Raw genomic sequence first — 17,586 nt, 5'->3', positions numbered from 1 at the left:
GGGGGCCGGGAAGGCCGCGGCGGGGGCGGCCGCCGCCGCAGGAGGGCGTGAGCCGATGACAGAGCGGCAGGACAACAGTGAACAGCAGGAATTCTGGTCCCGGCTCGCGGGGCCGAAATGGGTCGACCGGCAAGAGACGCTGGACGTGCTTTTTCAACCCGTCCTGGACGCGGTGCTGGAGGCCGCTGAGCTGCGCCCGGGCGATGATGTGCTGGACGTGGGCTGTGGCACTGGGGCCAGCACCATCGCCGCGGCCCGGGCCATCGGCTCCGGCAGCGCGGTCGGCATCGACATCGCGGGTCCGCTGCTGGACAGGGCGCGCGAACGCGCCGCCGCCTCGGATCTGGAGAACATGCGCTTTCTGCACGCCGATGCGGCGGCGCATGATTTTGGCAGTGAACGCTTTGACCGGCTGATTTCGCGTTTCGGGGTGATGTTCTTTGCCGATCCGGTGGCGGCCTTTGCGAATCTGCGGCAGGCATTGCAGCCGGGCGCGCGCCTGTCTCTGGGCGCCTGGGGGCAGATACCGCAGAATCCATTCTTCACCTTGCCCGCGCGGCTGGCAAAGGCCGTCATCGGCCCAACGCCCAAGAGCGATCCCGACGCGCCCGGCCCCTTTGCCTTCCGCGATCCCGAACGGGTGGAAGCGATACTGACGCAGGCGGGTTTCGCCGATGTCGCCTGCGACGTCCGGCAGATCGACCTCATCGCGCAGGAGAACGCGGCGCAAATGGCGGTACAGATGTGCGATATCGGCCCCGCGCATGCCACGCTGCGCCATTACGAGGCGTCGGAGGAGCAGAAAGCCGCCCTTCAAGCCGCATTGGAAGAGGCGCTGCACCCTTTCGAGAGGGAGGGCCGCATCCGTATCCCGGCGGAAATCAATATCTACACCGCACGCAACGCCTGATCGGCCCATCATGGGCGCAAAGGCGCGCCGACGATGATTTTGCCCGCTTGACGGCGAAGCCGCCGCGTCCTATCCGATACCCGGCGCGCGGGTATGGTGAAAAGGTATCACGGCAGCTTCCCAAGCTTTAGTTACGGGTTCGATTCCCGTTACCCGCTCCAGCTTCTTCGTCACTTCATCAGCACATCGCCGAACTCTTCGCGCAGGTTGCGCTTGAGCACCTTGCCGGTCGCGTTGCGGGGCAGCACGTCGGTAAAGACGACACGGTCGGGGATTTGCCACTTGGCGATCTTGCCTTCGAAAATGGCCAGCACCTCATCCTCCGCCGGGTCTTCGCCTTCGGCTTTCACGGCGACCAGCACGGGCCGTTCATCCCACTTTTCGTGTCGCGCCCCGATCACGGCGGCATCTGCCAGCTTGGGATGGGCGATGGCGATGTTTTCCAGCTCCACCGAACTGATCCATTCGCCACCCGATTTGATGATGTCCTTGGAGCGGTCCTTGATGGTGATATAGCCGTCTTCGTCCATCGTGGCGACATCGCCGGTGTCGAACCAGCCGTCGGTCAGGGTCTCTTCGCGGGTGGAGCGGAAATAGCTGTCGAGGATCCAGTGACCACGTGTCACGAGATCGCCCTGCGCCTTGCCGTCGTGGGGCATCGGCTTGCCGTCGTCGTCGAGAATTTCAAGCTCGACGCCGAAGACCGGGCGGCCCTGATTTTCGCGCAGGCGATGCTGTTCCGCCTCAGGCAACGCGCCATGCTTGGCGAGCGGCTTGTTGATCGTGCCGACGGGCGACATCTCGGTCATGCCCCATGCGTGTACCGTATCGACACCGTAGCGTTCGCGGAAGGTTTCGATCATCGAAGGCGGACAGGCCGAGCCACCGACGACGGTGCTCTGCAGGCTGGAAAGTTCCGAGCCGACCTTCTTCGCCTCCCCCAGCAGGCCCAGCCAGATCGTCGGCACCCCGAGCGCCATGGTGACCTTGTAGGTATCGATGAGACTGACGAGTGATGCGCCATCCAGCCCCGGCCCCGGCATGACCATGCGCGCGCCCACCATGGCGCAGGCATAGGGCGAGCCCCAGGCGTTGACGTGGAACATCGGCACCACGGGCAAGACCACGTCGCGCGCCTTGATTCCCACACTGTCGGCAATGTTGATGCCGAAGGAATGAAGCACCGTGGAACGGTGGGAATAAAGCACGCCCTTCGGATTGCCCGTAGTGCCTGAGGTGTAGCAGAGGCTGGAGGCGGTCAGTTCGTCCATCTCTGGCCAATCGTATTCCGGATCGCCTTCCGCGATCAGGTCGTCATAGAATTTCAGGCCGGGCAAGGCCTTGGCGGCTTCGTCGTCCGCGCCTTCCATGAGAACCAGATGTTCGAGGTGCTCCAACTGGTCGCGGATCCCGGCGATCAGGGGCACGAAGGTCTTGTCGATGAACAGGACCTTATCCTCGGCGTGATTCAGGATATAGACGAGCTGTTCGGGAAAGAGGCGTGGGTTGATCGTGTGGCAGACGAAACCGCCCCCCGAGGTGCCGAAATAGATTTCCAGATGCCGCCGGTTGTTCCATGCGATCGTGCCGCAGCGCGCCTGCGGGCCGAGACCGAGGCCCGTCAGCGCCGAAGCGAGCCTGCGGGAATTGCGGCCCACCTCGCGCCAGTTCGTCTCCTCCACGCCCCCGCCGGTATTGACCGAAACGATCTCCGCGCCGCCATGGTTCTTTTCGGCATGGGCGATCAGGTTCGAGATCAGGAGGGGTTTGGTCATCATCTGGCCGAGCATCTGGCATCCTTTCAAGGCATTTCGCGCCAGATTGGCCAATTGGCCCTGCCAGTGCAAGCGCCCTTGCGGAAGACTCTTCCGCTCTGCGCACCTCGGAGGGGGAAATGCCCTGCGGCGCGCTTTCGGCGGGCAGTGGTTTTCGCGCCCGATCCGGGCTAAGCCGGATGGAGCGGCGGGCGGTTCCGTGCCCTGCCTGTGACCCGTTCGCGAAGGAGATCGCCGATGACACCCCCTGCCTCCGCCTGCCGTATCCGCAGCCTCGAACAGGGCGACTGCCCGGGTTGGGACAGGCTCTATCAGGGCTATGCCGAATTCTACGGGGTGCCCCAAACGTCGCAGATGCGTGACACCGTATTCGGATGGCTGATGGATCCGTCGCATGAATGCGAAGGCCTCGTGGCGGAGGCGGAGGATGGAGAACTGCTCGGCCTGACCCATTTCCGGCCCTTCGCCAGCCCCCTGCGCGCGGTCACGAACTGCTTTCTCGACGATCTCTTCGTCACGCCGGAGGCCCGGGGCAGCGGCGCGGCGGCAGCCCTGATCGAAGAGGTCCGGCGCCGGGCGAGCGAACGCGGCTGGAAGGTCCTGCGCTGGATCACGGCGGATGACAATTACCGCGCGCGCGGGGTCTATGACAGGCTGGCGACGCGCACGGGGTGGATCACCTACGACATGGCCCCCTGACCGGGCTGCGTGACTGCAACGGTCCACGAGGGGCGCTGCCCCTCGCGCTCCCCGAAGTATTTGGGATCGTGAGAAAGGAAAAAAGATCTTCAGCCCCGGTGTCGGTGGATGAAGTCGATGAGCTGCGCGGTGGAGTCGCCCTTGCCCTCGGGCGGTGCCTTGCCTTCGACCATGGGTTCGAGCGCGGTCGCCAGTTCCTTGCCCAGTTCCACACCCCATTGATCGAAGGAATTGATGCCGAGGATCACCCCTTCGACAAAGACCCGGTGTTCATAGAGCGCGATGATCCGGCCCAGCGTGAAGGGATCGAGCAACGGGTATATCAGCGTCGTGGAGGGCCGGTTGCCGGGAAAGACCCGGTGTGCGGCCTGACGCTCCAGCTCCTCGCCCTCATGCCCCGCCTCGGCCATGAGCGCACGCGCTTCAGGTAGCGAGCGGCCCCGCATCAGCGCCTCGGACTGGGCGAGGCAATTGGCGAGCAGCAGGGTATGGTGATGTTCGAGCTCCGGCTCGTGGCCCTGCGCCGCCACCAGGAATTCGCAGGGTACGATGCGGGTCCCCTGATGCAGCAGCTGGTAGAAGGCGTGCTGGCCGTTGGTGCCCGCCGCCCCCCAGACGATGGGGCCCGTGTGCCGGGGGCCGACGCTGCCGTCCATCCGGGTGGATTTGCCGTTCGATTCCATTTCAAGCTGTTGCAGGTAGGCCGGAAGCAGGGAAAGCCGCTGGTCATAGGGCAGAACCGCTCGGGTGGCGCGGCCCCGGATCTGATTGTGCCAGATCCCCACCAGCGCCAGCAGCACCGGCATATTCTCTTGCAGTGCTGCGGCGCGAAAGTGCCTGTCCATCGCCTGCCCGCCGCGCAGGAAGGCATCGAAGGCGCGCGGGCCGATGGCGATCATCAGCGACAGCCCGATCGGCCCCCAGACGGAGTACCGCCCGCCAACCCAGTTTTCGAAACCGAACACATGCTCGGGCGGGATGCCGAAGCTTTCCGTCTTGTCGGTGGCGGAACTGAGCGCCGCGAACTGCGCCGCCGGGTCCCCGCCGCCGTCGGTCATCCACGCCCGCGCGGTGCGCGCGTTCGTCATCGTCTCGATCGTGGTGAAGGTCTTGGAGGCGACGATCACCAGCGTCCGTCGTGGATCGAGGGTGCGCAGCACGTCCGCGATATGGGCGCCATCGACGTTCGATACGAAATGGCAGCGCGGCCCGTCGTGATAGGGTGCCAGCGCCGCCACCGCCATGGCAGGGCCGAGGTCGGAGCCGCCGATCCCGATGTTGACCACATCGGTAATATCGCCGGAGCGGATGGTTTCCGCAAAATCGCGCATCGCCGCCAATGTGCGATGGACCCCGGGCATGACATCCTCACCCTCCACCTCGACGGCATCGCCGTCGAGATTGCGCAGCGCGGTATGCAGGACGGCGCGGCCTTCGGTCTCGTTTATCGACTGGCCGGAAAACATGGCCTCGCGCCGGGCTTCAACACCGGTCATATCGGCCAGATCCAGCAAAAGCTGCCGGGCTTGCTGATCGATGTCGGTCTTGGAGTAATCCAGCAGCATGTCTTCCGTCCGGACCGAAAACGCCGCTGCCCGTCCGGGCGTGTCGAAGAAGGACAGAAGGCTCCGATCCGCAATCGCCGCGGCCTTTTCGTCAAGCGCCTGCCAGATCTGTGCTGTGTTGGTCATGGGGCGTAGTGAACCTTTGCGTCTTCCAGCACCAATGCGATGGGGGCATCCTTCGGGCTCAGGCGGGCGGCGCGTTCCAGCGCGGCGCGCTTTTCTTTGCCGAAGACCACCAGATGCGTGGCAAGCGCCCCCTGCAGCACACGGCCCGAAAGGGTGACACGTTCGGTCGGTTGCCCCTCCGGTCGGACGGCGATCAGCGCCGGGGCGTGCTGGTCAAGCGCTTCCTCCAGTTCGGCCATGCCGGGAAAGAGCGACGCGGTGTGCATATCCGCCCCCATGCCTAACAGCAGGACCGATAGCGGCAATTCCGGCTCCAGCATCGGGGCGATGTCTTCGGCGGCCTCCTGCGCGGTCATGCCGTCACGGTAGAAGGGCATGAAACGGGCCGCCGCCGCATGTTCGGTGAGCAGCCGTTTGCGCACCAGTGCCGCATTGGACTGACCATCGCTTTCCGGCACCCAGCGTTCATCTGTCAGGAGCACCCGGACCGAGGACCAGTCAAGCCGGGTGCTGCTCAACATGTCGAAGATCGGGCCGGGCGTGGTACCGCCCGGCACTGCGAAGGTCGCCTTGTCATTGGCTGTCAGTACGTTCTTCAACTCGCCCGCCAGCACGTTCGCGACGCTCATGGCCAGCAATTCACGATCGGAATATTCTTTGAGGTTCATGGGGATACCTTTCGCCATTTGCGCCCGTCCCGGCGCATGAGTTCGAACGAATCCGTCGGACCATCGGTTCCGCTGTCATAGGGTTTGGGCACATCGTTGCGCGACTCCCACCCCTGGATGATCGGATCGGTCCAGGCCCATGCGGCCTCCACCTCGTCACCCCGCATGAAAAGGGTCTGGTTGCCGCGGATCACGTCCATCACGAGACGTTCGTAGGCATCCACCTGCTCCGCGCCATCCTCCCCCAAAGCTTCGGCGAAGGTCATGTCGAGCGGCACATCCACAAGCCGCATGCCACCCGGACCCGGCTCCTTGATGGTCACGCCCAGCGTGATCCCCTCGTTCGGTTGGAGACGGATCGACAGGACATTGCGGTGGCGTCCCGCCTCTTCGCCGAAGATGGAATGGGGGGTTTCCTTGAACACCACCGTGATCTCGGAGGACCGGGCTGACATGCGCTTGCCGGTGCGCAGGTAGAAAGGCGTGCCGGACCAGCGCCAGTTGCTGATATGGGTCTTGAGCGCCACGAAGCTTTCGGTGCGCGACCGGGCATCGCCGACCGCGGTCCTGTAGCCGGGCGCATTCGCTTCGTTGCAGGGTTCCGCTTGATATTGCCCGCGCGCGATATGATGCGGCAGCACCGGATCAAGCGCGCGAATGACCTTCAGCTTTTCGTCGCGCACGGGGTCCGGGTCGAACCGCGCGGGCGGTTCCATCGCGATGAGGCACAAAAGCTGCATCAGGTGGTTCTGCACCATGTCCCGCATTGCGCCTGCGCGGTCGTAATATTCGCCCCTGCCCCCAACGCCCACGGTTTCTGCCACGGTGATCTGGATGTGATCGACGTATTGCGCGTTCCACAGGGGTTCGAACAGCATGTTGCCGAAGCGCACGGCCATGAGGTTCTGCACCGTTTCCTTGCCGAGGTAATGATCGATCCGGTAAATCTGGGTTTCGTCGAAATAGGTGGCCAGCGTCCGGTTGAGGGCCTGCGCGGTTTCCAGATCCCGGCCAAAGGGCTTTTCCACGACGATGCGCGCGCTTTTGTCCGCCATGCCCCATTTCTGAAGCCGCTCTGCCAGTTCGCCGAAAAGCGAGGGCGAGACGGAGAAATAATAGGCCTCGATTCGGTCGCTGCCCGCCATGAGGGTTTGCAAGGCCTCCCAGCCCGATTCCCCCAGCGCGTCGATGGACACGTAGTCGACCTGCCCCAGAAACGCCTTGAGCTGATCCTTGCCTGCGCCGTTGTCACCATCGAATTCCGCGATCGCCTCCGCGACCATGTCGCGATAGCCCGCGCTGTCCATTTCCGTGCGTGCCGCGCCGATGATCCGTGCCGTGGGCGGCATCTGGCCCGCGCAGAAACGCCGGAACAGGCCCGGCAGGATCTTGCGCCGTGCCAGATCGCCCGTACCGCCAAAAATCACCAGATCGAATGGATCGACCGGTATCACGCGCGAAACCATTTTCACCCCCTTGCCGGTCGTGTGAACCGGATGTTCGCTCAAAATGTTAGCGCAAACATACGCGAAAACCGTACCTTCACAAGTCTGTGGGTCGACTAAACCTTCCTTTTGTTGGAGGCTCGGCTGACGTAGGACGATCACAAACCAATCCGACCGGCGAGGCAATACCATAGATGAAAGACATGGCACCTGCGAACGAGGGCAAGTTTCAGAACCCGAAGCTGACCGCCAAAGGTGAGCCGCGCGCCCAAGTTGAGTTGAGCAATGCCCAGACGCTCTGGTTCAATACGGGCACGCTCTGCAACATCGAATGCGCCAACTGCTACATCGCCTCAAGCCCCACGAACGATGCGCTTGTCTATATCTCGGCGGCGGAGGTGCGCGATTATCTCGACCAGATCGAGGAACGGGGATGGCCGGTGCGTGAAATCGGCTTTACCGGGGGCGAGCCTTTCATGAACCCCGAGATGATCGAGATTACTCGGGCCGCCCTTGAGCGCGGCTACGAAGTCCTGATTCTCACCAACGCCATGCGGCCCATGATGCGGAAGACCATGCAGGACGGTCTGCGCGCGCTGCAGGCCGACTATCCCGGCAAGATGACGCTGCGCATCTCGCTCGACCATTATGGCGCGAAGCTACACGATCTGGAACGCGGTGCAGGTGCCTTCGACAAGACGCTTGCAGGCATGGAATGGCTGCGCGACGCTGGCTTTACCATGGCCGTGGCGGGCCGGTCGGCCTTTGGCGACAGCGAGGCCGAAAGCCGCGCGGGCTATGCGGAATTCTTTGCCCGGCACGGGTTCGACATCGACGCGAAGGATCCGGGAATGACCGTGCTTTTCCCGGAGATGGACGAAAACGTCGAAGTGCCGGAGATTACGACCGCCTGCTGGGGCATCCTCGGCAAATCGCCCGATGCCGTGATGTGCGCCTCTTCCCGGATGGTGGTGAAACGCAAGGGTGCCGCGACCCCGGCGGTTCTGGCCTGCACGCTGCTGCCCTATTCGCCGGAGTTCGAACTGGGGACGACATTGGCAGAGGCCGAGCGGCCGGTGGCGCTCAACCATCCGCATTGCGCCAAGTTCTGTGTTCTGGGCGGGGCGAGCTGTTCGGCCTGACGGCTGCGGCCCATTTGCCCGTCAAAGGCGGATGATATGGCCGTCGCGGGGGTTTGCGCGCCCCTGCGCAAGCGAATCGTAGACCTCTGCCGCTTCTGAAAGCCCGTGATGGCTGCGCAGGTCGATCCAGTCGGCGGCATTCTCCGCCAGTCGTTTCCATGCCTGGCTGACGCGCTTTTCCATTATCCCCGGCCCCCATTCCTCGCGGCGCTTGGCGATCTGCGCCGGAGCGAAGAAGAACTGCGGCTTCACCCCTTCGAGCGTCTGGCCCGCCTCGAACTTGTCCCAATGGCTGAGGCCCACGGCGGCGGAATGTTTCAACGCATCGCCCAGCCTTGCGTGCACTGCTTGCTTGACCCGGCCATTGCCCGCCATGTCGATGAAGACCGAAGGCCGCCGCTCGATCTCCTCCGCGCGGTCATAGGGCAACACCTGATCGCAGCCACTTGTCCGTTCGACAAAGGGCACGTTCCCCGCCGAGGTCAGCCCCACGACGTGCCTGCGCGGGGTGTCGGGCTCGGCAAGGAATTTGCACAGGCCCAGCCCAGTTTTCGATGATGCGCTCCCCACGATGACCTGTTCGGCGCCAAAGAAGTCATTGTCGATCAGCCAGTCGCAGAGCAGGTAGGAAGTTGCCAACAAGGGCTGCAACAAGGCGCGCAGGTCTTCCTGCCGCTGCGGAGCGGGCTGCACCGGCGAGTAGCGGTTGTAGACCGCCGGCAGTTCGGCCCGGTGCGGGGCGGCATCGACGATCATGCCCTGCGCATCCGCGTGCGGCGTGATCACCAGCTCTTCCGCCAAGGGATAGAAACCGTAAAGGCGTGTGCCCGGGTTCAGCGCGTCGGCGCGGCTTTCCACCACCTCTGCCACACCCCAGACGGGGACAAGGCCCTGCCCATCCACGCCTGTGGGAAAGAACTTCCAATACCCCGTCTGGAACCCGACGGCGGCATAGGTCACGTTATTCGCCGTCAGGGCGAAGCTTTCGAGCCTCAGCCGGGCCTGACCCTCTTCCAGCCGGGCGGGCTGTACATTTTCCAGCGTGGTCCGCGTGATGTCCTTTTGATCCGTCAGCAATCGCTTCATGGCTTCCCCCTCTTTCAGGTCAGCCTAGACGGGAACCCGCAGCCTTGCGCGCCCCTATCTGCACAACGTCACGTCAACGCGCTTCAGTGCAGCGTGAATTCGCCCTTCACGTTGCGCCATTCGCCCGACGCCAGCATCCGGCGATGGGTGAACTGTACCGAATGGAGCGGCCCGTCGAGCTTTTCCTGCCAGAACTCGATGAACTGGAACAGGCGCGGATGATCGGGCGCCAGATCGTATTCCTGCCAGATGAAGCTGTTGAGCACATGGGTGTAATCGGGCATGTGATAGAAGAATTCAGCGGTGGTGAGCCCGTAGCCCTTCAACATCATTTCCGTTTCGAGATGGGACATTTTCAGTCTCCTTTTCCCTGCCTCGCAGGACCAGTCTGCGCTCACTGAATTACTTTTCAACGAAAACAGCGCATTGGCACTCGGCATCTGTTGCTGCCAGTGTGTTTTTGCCACAGGCATTGCGCCTATCCTGTGGATTCTGATAAGGAATGACGCAAGATATAGAGGCTGACAAAGACAGGTCGATGACGTGAGCGATACGCCCGAAACCCCTGAAACCGATGACGAAAACGGGCCAGAGCGGCCGATGTACGACGGGCCGTCCGTCAGCATCGAAGAAGAGATGCGCAATTCCTATCTCGACTATGCGATGTCGGTCATCGTCAGCCGGGCCATTCCCGACCTGCGCGACGGGCTGAAGCCGGTGCACCGCCGCATCCTTTATGCGATGCATGAAACCGGCAACACGCATGACAAGCCTTACCGCAAATCCTCCCGCCCGGTGGCGGAGGCCATGGGTAAATACCACCCCCACGGCGACACGGCGATCTATGACGCGCTGGTGCGCATGGCGCAGGACTTTTCCATGAGCCTCGTGCTGCTCGATGGTCAGGGCAACTTCGGCTCCATGGACGGCGACAAGGCCGCCGCCTATCGCTACACCGAAGTGCGGATGGAAAAGGCCGCGCAGTATCTGCTGGAAGACATCGACCGCGATACAGTCGATTTTCAGGACAACTATGACGGCAAGGACCGTGAACCGACAGTCCTGCCCGCGCGCTATCCCAACATGCTGGTCAACGGTGCGGGCGGTATCGCCGTCGGCATGGCCACCAATATCCCGCCCCATAACCTCGGCGAGGTTGTCGATGCCACGCTGGCGCTGATCGAAGACCCGGACCTGACCAGCGAACAGCTGATCGAATACATCCCCAGCCCCGATTTCCCCACTGGCGGGATCATGCTGGGCCGTTCCGGCGCGCGCAAAGCCTACCTTGAAGGACGCGGCAGCGTCATCGTGCGCGCCAAGACCCGGGTGGAGGAGATCCGCAAGGACCGCTACGCCATCGTCATCGACGAAATCCCCTATCAGGTGAACAAATCCGCGATGATCGAGAAAATCGCGGAACAGGTGCGCGAAAAGAAGATCGACGGTATCGCCCATGTGCAGGACGAATCCGACCGGAACGGTGTCCGGGTCGTGGTGGAGTTGAAGCGGGACGCCACCGCCGAAGTGGTCATGAACCAGCTTTTCCGTTTCACCCCGATGCAGACCTATTTCGGCTGCAACATGCTCGCCCTGAACGGCGGGCGCCCTGAAACGCTGACCCTGCGGCGCTTCCTCACGGCCTTCGTCGATTTCCGCGAGGATGTCGTGGCCCGGCGCACCGCCTACTTGTTGCGCAAGGCGCGGGAGCGGAGCCACATCCTGTGCGGTCTGGCCGTCGCCGTCACGAATATCGACGAGGTGGTTCAAACCATCCGGTCTTCTGCCGATGCGGGCGAGGCGCGAGAAAGGCTGATGACCCGCCGCTGGCCGGCGGAGGAGATCCTGCCCTACATCCGGCTTATCGACGATCCGACCCATACCGCGAACGAGGACGGCACCTACAACCTCTCCGAGGCGCAGGCCCGCGCCATTCTGGAGCTGCGGCTGCAGCGCCTCACTCAGATCGGCGTCAAGGAAGTGACCGACGAACTCGAAGAACTGGCCGGCAAGATCAAGGAATACCTTGAGATTCTGGGTAGCCGTGAGCGGATCATGGGCATCATCGCCGACGAGCTGCGCGAAGTCCGCGAACTCTTCGCCGTACCGCGCCGGACAGAGATCGTGGACTGGTCCGGCGACATGGAGGACGAGGACCTGATCGCGCGCGAGGAAATGGTCGTGACCGTGACCTCCGGCGGCTACATCAAGCGCACGCCACTGGCCGAATTCCGCAGCCAGCGCCGGGGCGGCAAGGGCGTATCGGGGATGCAGACCAAGGAAGAGGATGTCGTCACGACGCTTTTCGTGGCCAACACCCACACGCAGCTTCTGTTCTTCACCACCGATGGCATGGTCTACAAGCTGAAGACCTGGCGGCTGCCGCAGGGTGGGCGCACGTCGAAGGGCAAGGCCATCGTCAACATCCTGCCGATCCCGGCGGGCGTTTCCATCGCCGCCATTATGCCGGTGGACCGGGACGAGGCCGAATGGGACGATCTGCAGGTCGTCTTCGCCACCAGCGCGGGCACCGTGCGGCGCAACAAGCTGTCGGATTTCACCAACGTCATGCGCAACGGCAAGATCGCCATGAAGTTCGAGGACGAGCATGCGGGTACCACGCTGATCAACGCGCGCATCGCGAGCAACGACGATGACGTGATGCTGGTGACGAATTCAGGCAGGGCGATCCGCTTTCCGGCGACAGACGTGCGGGTCTTCAACAGCCGCTCCTCCGTGGGCGTGCGCGGTATTCGCCTGAACGGCGATGACCGTGTCGTGTCTATGTCGATCATCCGCCACTTCGACGCGACCTCCGAGGAACGCGCCGCCTATCTCAAGATGCGCCGGGCCATGGCCGGGCTTGCCGACGATCCCGAGGCGGAGGAAGAAGAGACAGCAGCCGATCCGAACTTCTCGAATGAACGCTATGTGGAAATGTCGGCGGCCGAAAACCTGATCCTGACAATCACCAGCCGGGGTGCCGGCAAACTCAGCTCCAGCCACGATTATCCCGTGCGCGGGCGCGGCGGCCTCGGTGTCGCGGCGATGGACAAGGCGATGCGCGGCGGGGATATCGTCGCCTCCTTCCCGGTGGAGATGGACGACCAGATCATGCTGGCCACCTCCAAGGGGCAGTCGATCCGTGTGCCGGTGGACGGCATATCCTTCCGCTCGCGCAGCGCGGGCGGCGTACGTGTCTTCAACACCGGGCGCGGCGAAGAGGTCGTGAGCGTTGCATGGATCGCCGATCAGGCGGAACCGGATCAGCCCGAGGACGTGGCGGACTGAGTAGCCGACTATTTGACGAATTGACGCGGGGGCGCGGCCAGCCCTGCCCCCGCCCCTTCGGCCAAGGCTGGTTCTCTCAGCCCCTGTTCTGCTGCCAGGCCGCCAACGCTTTCTCTATCTGCGCCGCCGCTGCCGTCGCACCCTTGATGTCTTCCCTGTCGATCAACCTGCGAAGCCGCCGCATGGCGCTGCCGAGGTATTCGGGCGGAATCATATGGGCCGCCTTCATGTTGCGGCGCGTGACTTCCATATAGGCGAGCTTTCTGTCGCCGGTGGCGAAATTGTATTTGTAGGTCTCGTCACCATGGCCAAGGTCGTAGAAGCGGAAACCTTCGTCGATGGCATGTTCGATGGCGAGCCCGCGTTGCAGCCGCCCGATATCCAGTTTCTCGTTGCCCATCCGCCGGGCCCCGAAGACGGAGGTCATGCGCCTGCCATCGCGGTCGGCCACATGGCTCAGGGCGCCGATCATCTCTTCCCCCTGCCAGAGCGTCGGCATGTAAAGCGCGCCGATATTCCACACCCGGTCGAGGAAGAGGGCGTATTGCGCGGTAAGATATTCGATACGGGCAGATGAAAGATCGCCCTCCCAGCGCTTACGCCACAGCGCCAGCACGTCGTCGCGCATCGCGTGGAAGGTTTCGGGCGTGGGCAGTCGCGATTGGATCGAAGGGTCCGCCTCCATCTGGCGGCGTGCGCGGGTCAGCTTTTGGCGGCGGTTCGCGCTCAGTGACGCGTAATAGGCCTCCATCGTGTCGGGCAATTCGATCTGCGGCACCACAAGCTGGTCGGTCTTGCCGCCGTTGATCCGGTGCGGGGGCCATGTGACGTTGAAGCCCGCTTTGGGAAGTGCTGCCGCCAGCATCCGCAGGCGGCGTCCGGTGGGTTCGTATTTGATCTCGAAATGGGACCAGTCCATTTGCCCCAGCGCCAGACCCAGCGCCGCCATGGCCCAGCGTTCGCGCGCGGGGTCGCACAGGATGCCGGTATATTCGCCCATCCCCAGCCGCGAGGCGGCGGCCAATTGCGCCTGAAAGACACGGCGCGACCTGCTCCAGTACAACCGGCGGCGCATGGGCAACACCGCGCAGAGCGCGCGGGGGTCTTCGGGGTCACGCAGGCAGAGGACGCACCAGCTGCCGGGGTGAACCTCGAAGAGGGAGGCCATCCAGTCCCACGACAGATAGAACCCCGAATCGGGGTCCTTGCGCAGCAGCGCGTCCCATGCGGGGCGCAGCCGTTTCATGGCGGGCATATCGTCCACCAGTTCGATCTGCAGCGGTGCATCGTCTTGTGCGGTCATCGCGGTCATATCGTTCACGAAGTCGGCCTCTTTTTCGGTTCTCCGTGTCTAGATCGCAAATGCGGCAATTTTTGGTGGAAGGCTTGGCAAGTTCAAAGGCCGTAGAGGTCGCCGAACTTGTTCTGCAGGTAGGAAAGCAGGGGCGCTTCGCTGGGCTCAATGCCGCTCGCCCGGCGGATGACATCCCGCGGGGTATAAAGCCCGCCATGGGTCTGCACGTTCGTGCGCAGCCATTCCGTCGCGACGCCCGTCTCCCCCCGGGCGAGGTGATCGTCCAGATCGGGATGCGCGGCGCGCAGGGCCTCGTGCAGGCACCCGGCATAGACGTTGCCCAGCGTATAGGTCGGGAAATACCCGAAGAGCCCGACGGACCAATGCACATCCTGCAGAACCCCGTTGGACGGCTTGTCCACCGGATAACCGAAATCCGCCTCGAAACGGTCGTTCCACGCGGCTTCGAGATCGCCGACCTGCAGATCGCCCGACATCAGCGCACGTTCCAGATCGAAGCGCAGCAGAACATGCAGGTTGTACTGCAATTCATCCGCTTCGGTCCGGATGTACCCATCCGAGACGCGGTTGACGATGCGGTAGAACGTCTCTGCATCCGCCACGCCGAAGTCACCGAAGGCATCGCGCATCTTGCCAAAGAGCCATCCTGTGAAGGCGCGGCTGCGGCCCAGCTGGTTTTCGTAGATACGGCTCTGGCTTTCATGCACGCCCATCGACACGCCCCGCCCCAGCGGGGTCAGCAGATATGCCTGATCGATGTTCTGTTCATAGGCCGCATGGCCGACTTCGTGGATCGTGGAATAGAAGCAGTTGAACGGATCCAGCGGATTGGTCCGGGTGGTGATCCGCACATCCAGACCCGAGCCAGAGGAGAACGGATGCACCGCCTTGTCCACCCGCCCGATGCTGGAATCGTAGCCGAAGGTGGTGGCCAGCAGCCGGGTCAGCTCCATCTGGGCGGCCTCGTCGAAGACGCCTTCCAGCACCGGCGGCTGCGGCGCTTCGCGCACCGCCGCGCGCAGATCGGCAAGGGCGGGCCGCAGCGCGCCGAACATCGCGGTCAGCGTCTCGGCGGTGGCGCCCGGTTCGTAATCGTCCAGCATCGCATCATAGACGTCTCCTCCCGCGGCAAGGGCCTGTCCCTCCTCCCGCTTCAGGGCGATGACCTCTTCCAGCACGGGCGCGAAAGCCGCGAAATCATCCGTGGCGCGCGCCTCTGCCCAAAGGCCCTGCGCGCGCGAGGTCACACGCGCGATCCGCGACGACAGCTCGCCCGGCACCCGGGTGGCGCGGTCGTGCCCGCGGCGGATGTGGTGAAGCTGGGCGCGCGCGACCTCGTCCAGCGCCTCGCCGTCGATCGCGGCCAGCCAGTCGGCCACGCGCGGATCCACGTTGCGGGCGTGCAGCACGCCCTGCATCGCGGCCATTTCCTCGGACCGTTGGGGGGCCGCCCCGCGCGGCATGACGGTTTCCTGATCCCAGCCAAGGCGCCCGGCCACTTCGGCCAGCGCTTCGGTTTCGCGCTGGAACGCCATCAATTCGTCGTAAGCCTTCATGTCAGGTTCCTCTCAGGGATGTGGCGATGGGATAGGCCGCCAGAAAACGCGCCCGCAGGATCGTGACCCACAGGACGACGGCCAGCGCCTGATGCACCAGCGCGATATGCACAGGTGCCGCGTAAAGCACGGTGGTGATGCCCACGGCGATCTGGATGGCCAGAACCGCCAGCACCACGTTGAAGGCGTTTCGCGTGGCGGGATGGCTCGATCTCCGCCCGCGCAGCCAGACGACGACGCTGAAGATCGCCAGCAGGTAGCCCGAAACCCGGTGCATGAACTGGACGAGCCCCGGGTTTTCAAAAAAATTGCGCCAGGCCGGGGTGATGTTGAACGCGTCCGGCGGAAAGACCTGCCCCTGCATCAGCGGCCAGTCCACGAAATAGCGGCCCGCGTCGATCCCGGCGACCAGAGCGCCCAGAAGGATTTGCAAAAAGGTGAAATGCAACAGCCCGGTGGCGAGGCCGTATTGCTTGCGCTCCATCGCGCGGCGGGCCTGCAGCAGGTCACGTTCGGGCCGCCTCAGCAGCATCGCATACCAGGTGATCACGCCGAGGATGACAAAGGCGAGGCCCAGATGCGTGGCAAGCCGATAGCTCGCCACATCCACCGTCGCCGTGCCGGTCGTGACGCCGGAGGCGACCATCCACCAACCGATGGCGCCCTGCAGACCGCCCAGCCCCCCAAGCAGCAACAGCCGCCCGGTCCAGCCCGGCGGGATCTGCCGCCGCAGCAGGAACCAGAAGAACCCGATGGCCCAGACCAGCCCGATCACGCGGCCCAGCTGGCGATGGCCCCATTCCCACCAATAGATGCTCTTGAAGTCAGAAAGCTGCATCCAGTCGTTCTGAAGGCGGAATTCGTCGATCTCGCGGTATTTGGCGAACTCGTTTTCCCATTCCGCCGCGCTCAGGGGCGGCAGCGCGCCGGTGACGGGCCGCCATTCGGTGATGGATAGGCCACTGTCGGTCAGCCGGGTCGCCCCGCCCACGCTGATCATCACGAACACCAGCGCGAAAAGGATCAGAAGCCAAATCCGCACCGCCCCCCGGGCACCACCGCGCCCGGCGTCGATCACGCCGGTCTTCGCCACGGGCCGGGCCTGCTGCGGCGCCCCCACTTCCTCGAAAAGCTTGCGTTTTTCAGCCATGTCGCGTCCCTCCGTCCGGCCTGATGATCAGGCCCGCGTTAGGTAGGACAGACAGCGGCGGAGATCTAGTCGCGCTCTTTCCAGCGTACCATTTGCCGCATCATCCCGTGCAGCATTTGCACGTCGGCGCGGGTCAGCGGCAGGCGGGACCACATGTTGCGCAGATTGATCCGCATGGACGCGGATTTATGTTCGGGGAAGAAGAAGCCCGCCTCGTCCATCCGGTCTTCGTAATGCCGCGCGAGGTGTTCGACCTCGGCGTGGCTGGCCCAGTCGGTGCCCGCCATCTCGGTCGTGACGGCTTCGGTACCGCCGGCAGCGCGCATCCATTCATAGCCCATCAGCAACACGCATTGCGCAAGGTTGAGCGAGGCAAACCGCGGGTTCACCGGCACGGACACGATGGCATTGGCCCGCGCGATGTCGTCGTTTTCAAGACCCGCCCGCTCCGGTCCGAACAGCACGGCAACACGCTGGCCCTGCGTGATGCGGGCGCGTGCCTCGATCATCGCGGCTTCGGGGGTGTAGACGGGTTTCGTCAGGTCCCGGCCGCGCGCGGTGGTGGCCAGTACGAAATCGCAATCGCCCGTGGCCTCCGGCAGGTCGGGGCAGAGCAGCGCCTCATCCAGAAGCCGCCCGGCGCCCGAGGCCATGGCCACGGCGGCGGGGTTGGGCCAGCCGTCCCGCGGGGCCACGACGCGCATGTTGTCGAGACCGAAGTTCCACATGGCGCGGGCGGCGGCCCCGATATTCTCGCCCATCTGGGGCCGAACGAGGACAAAGGCGGGAATGGCCGGGGGCTGGGTTTGTGCGGGGCTGTTCATGCGGGCGTCTTAGTGTGCGCCCTGCCCGCCCGCA

General features: G+C 63.9%; 14 protein-coding genes and 1 tRNA gene. 5 read left to right on the top strand and 10 right to left on the bottom strand.

Features of this window, described 5'->3' with window-relative positions:
• Together A3728_RS08050 and A3728_RS08045 are read left to right on the top strand one after the other, a co-directional pair.
• Window positions 1–910 (top strand): class I SAM-dependent methyltransferase (locus tag A3728_RS08050; protein WP_236630441.1); only part of this gene is annotated, 910 nt, incomplete at its 5' end.
• A gap of 87 nt (window positions 911–997) precedes the next feature.
• Window positions 998–1,071: transfer RNA gene (locus tag A3728_RS08045), tRNA-Gly, on the top strand.
• A 9-nt stretch (window positions 1,072–1,080) separates the two neighbouring features.
• On the opposite strand, the gene A3728_RS08040 is transcribed toward A3728_RS08045, so the two are convergent.
• Window positions 1,081–2,700, bottom strand: coding sequence for a long-chain-fatty-acid--CoA ligase (locus A3728_RS08040; RefSeq protein WP_067921903.1), 1,620 nt, complete (start codon window positions 2,698–2,700; stop codon window positions 1,081–1,083).
• A gap of 222 nt (window positions 2,701–2,922) precedes the next feature.
• On the opposite strand from A3728_RS08040, the gene A3728_RS08035 reads away from it, so the two are divergent.
• Complete coding sequence (locus A3728_RS08035; protein ID WP_067921900.1) at window positions 2,923–3,384, top strand: GNAT family N-acetyltransferase; 462 nt, start codon at window positions 2,923–2,925, stop codon at window positions 3,382–3,384.
• Window positions 3,385–3,473: 89 nt separating this feature from the next.
• On the opposite strand, the gene pgi is transcribed toward A3728_RS08035, so the two are convergent.
• Genes pgi through zwf form a run of 3 tightly spaced genes read right to left on the bottom strand, consistent with a single transcriptional unit; the run spans window position 3,474 to window position 7,209 of the window.
• A complete protein-coding gene (gene pgi / locus A3728_RS08030; protein WP_067921897.1) occupies window positions 3,474–5,075 on the bottom strand; it encodes a glucose-6-phosphate isomerase in 1,602 nt (533 codons plus the stop codon).
• Window positions 5,072–5,743, bottom strand: coding sequence for a 6-phosphogluconolactonase (pgl, locus tag A3728_RS08025; protein ID WP_067921895.1), 672 nt, complete (start codon window positions 5,741–5,743; stop codon window positions 5,072–5,074). The genes pgi and pgl overlap by 4 nt, the downstream gene beginning before the upstream one ends.
• A complete protein-coding gene (gene zwf, locus A3728_RS08020) occupies window positions 5,740–7,209 on the bottom strand; it encodes a glucose-6-phosphate dehydrogenase (RefSeq protein WP_067921889.1) in 1,470 nt (489 codons plus the stop codon). The genes pgl and zwf overlap by 4 nt, the downstream gene beginning before the upstream one ends.
• Window positions 7,210–7,382: 173 nt before the next feature.
• On the opposite strand from zwf, the gene A3728_RS08015 reads away from it, so the two are divergent.
• On the top strand, window positions 7,383–8,330 hold the full coding sequence (locus A3728_RS08015; RefSeq protein WP_067921886.1) for a radical SAM protein: 948 nt from the start codon (window positions 7,383–7,385) through the stop codon (window positions 8,328–8,330).
• Between the two features lie 21 nt (window positions 8,331–8,351).
• On the opposite strand, the gene A3728_RS08010 is transcribed toward A3728_RS08015, so the two are convergent.
• The gene (locus A3728_RS08010) at window positions 8,352–9,416 is read right to left on the bottom strand and encodes a DUF2855 family protein (RefSeq protein ID WP_067921883.1); all 1,065 of its coding nucleotides are present in this window, start codon (window positions 9,414–9,416) and stop codon (window positions 8,352–8,354) included.
• 83 nt (window positions 9,417–9,499) lie between these two features.
• Window positions 9,500–9,769: an usg protein gene (locus A3728_RS08005; protein WP_067921881.1), complete on the bottom strand. Its 270-nt coding sequence runs from the start codon at window positions 9,767–9,769 to the stop codon at window positions 9,500–9,502.
• Between the two features lie 190 nt (window positions 9,770–9,959).
• Here A3728_RS08005 and gyrA point away from each other — a divergent pair, with 190 nt between their 5' ends.
• Window positions 9,960–12,707, top strand: a complete 2,748-nt coding sequence (gyrA, locus tag A3728_RS08000; protein WP_067921878.1) for a DNA gyrase subunit A — start codon at window positions 9,960–9,962, stop codon at window positions 12,705–12,707.
• A gap of 76 nt (window positions 12,708–12,783) precedes the next feature.
• Here the strand turns inward: gyrA and A3728_RS07995 are convergent, their stop codons facing one another.
• The 4 genes from A3728_RS07995 to A3728_RS07980 all read right to left on the bottom strand — a co-directional run bounded on the left by A3728_RS07995 (window position 12,784) and on the right by A3728_RS07980 (window position 17,552).
• Window positions 12,784–14,019 carry a GNAT family N-acetyltransferase gene (locus A3728_RS07995; RefSeq protein WP_236630442.1) on the bottom strand — a complete coding sequence of 412 codons (1,236 nt, stop codon included), beginning with the start codon at window positions 14,017–14,019 and terminating at the stop codon, window positions 12,784–12,786.
• A gap of 83 nt (window positions 14,020–14,102) precedes the next feature.
• Window positions 14,103–15,578: a carboxypeptidase M32 gene (locus tag A3728_RS07990; RefSeq protein WP_067921873.1), complete on the bottom strand. Its 1,476-nt coding sequence runs from the start codon at window positions 15,576–15,578 to the stop codon at window positions 14,103–14,105.
• 1 nt (window position 15,579) lies between these two features.
• Entirely contained in the window at window positions 15,580–16,728 is a 1,149-nt protein-coding gene (gene ctaA, locus A3728_RS07985) for a heme A synthase (RefSeq protein WP_067921870.1), read from the bottom strand.
• Between the two features lie 65 nt (window positions 16,729–16,793).
• Window positions 16,794–17,552, bottom strand: a complete 759-nt coding sequence (locus A3728_RS07980) for an RNA methyltransferase (protein WP_067921867.1) — start codon at window positions 17,550–17,552, stop codon at window positions 16,794–16,796.
• Window positions 17,553–17,586: the final 34 nt, after the last annotated feature.

Origin of the sequence: Sulfitobacter sp. HI0040 (assembly GCF_001634885.1) — a bacterium.
Taxonomy (GTDB): Bacteria; Pseudomonadota; Alphaproteobacteria; order Rhodobacterales; family Rhodobacteraceae; genus Sulfitobacter.
The sequence above is the reverse complement of the archived record's forward strand: the minus strand, read 5'-3'. Positions and strand labels throughout refer to the sequence as shown.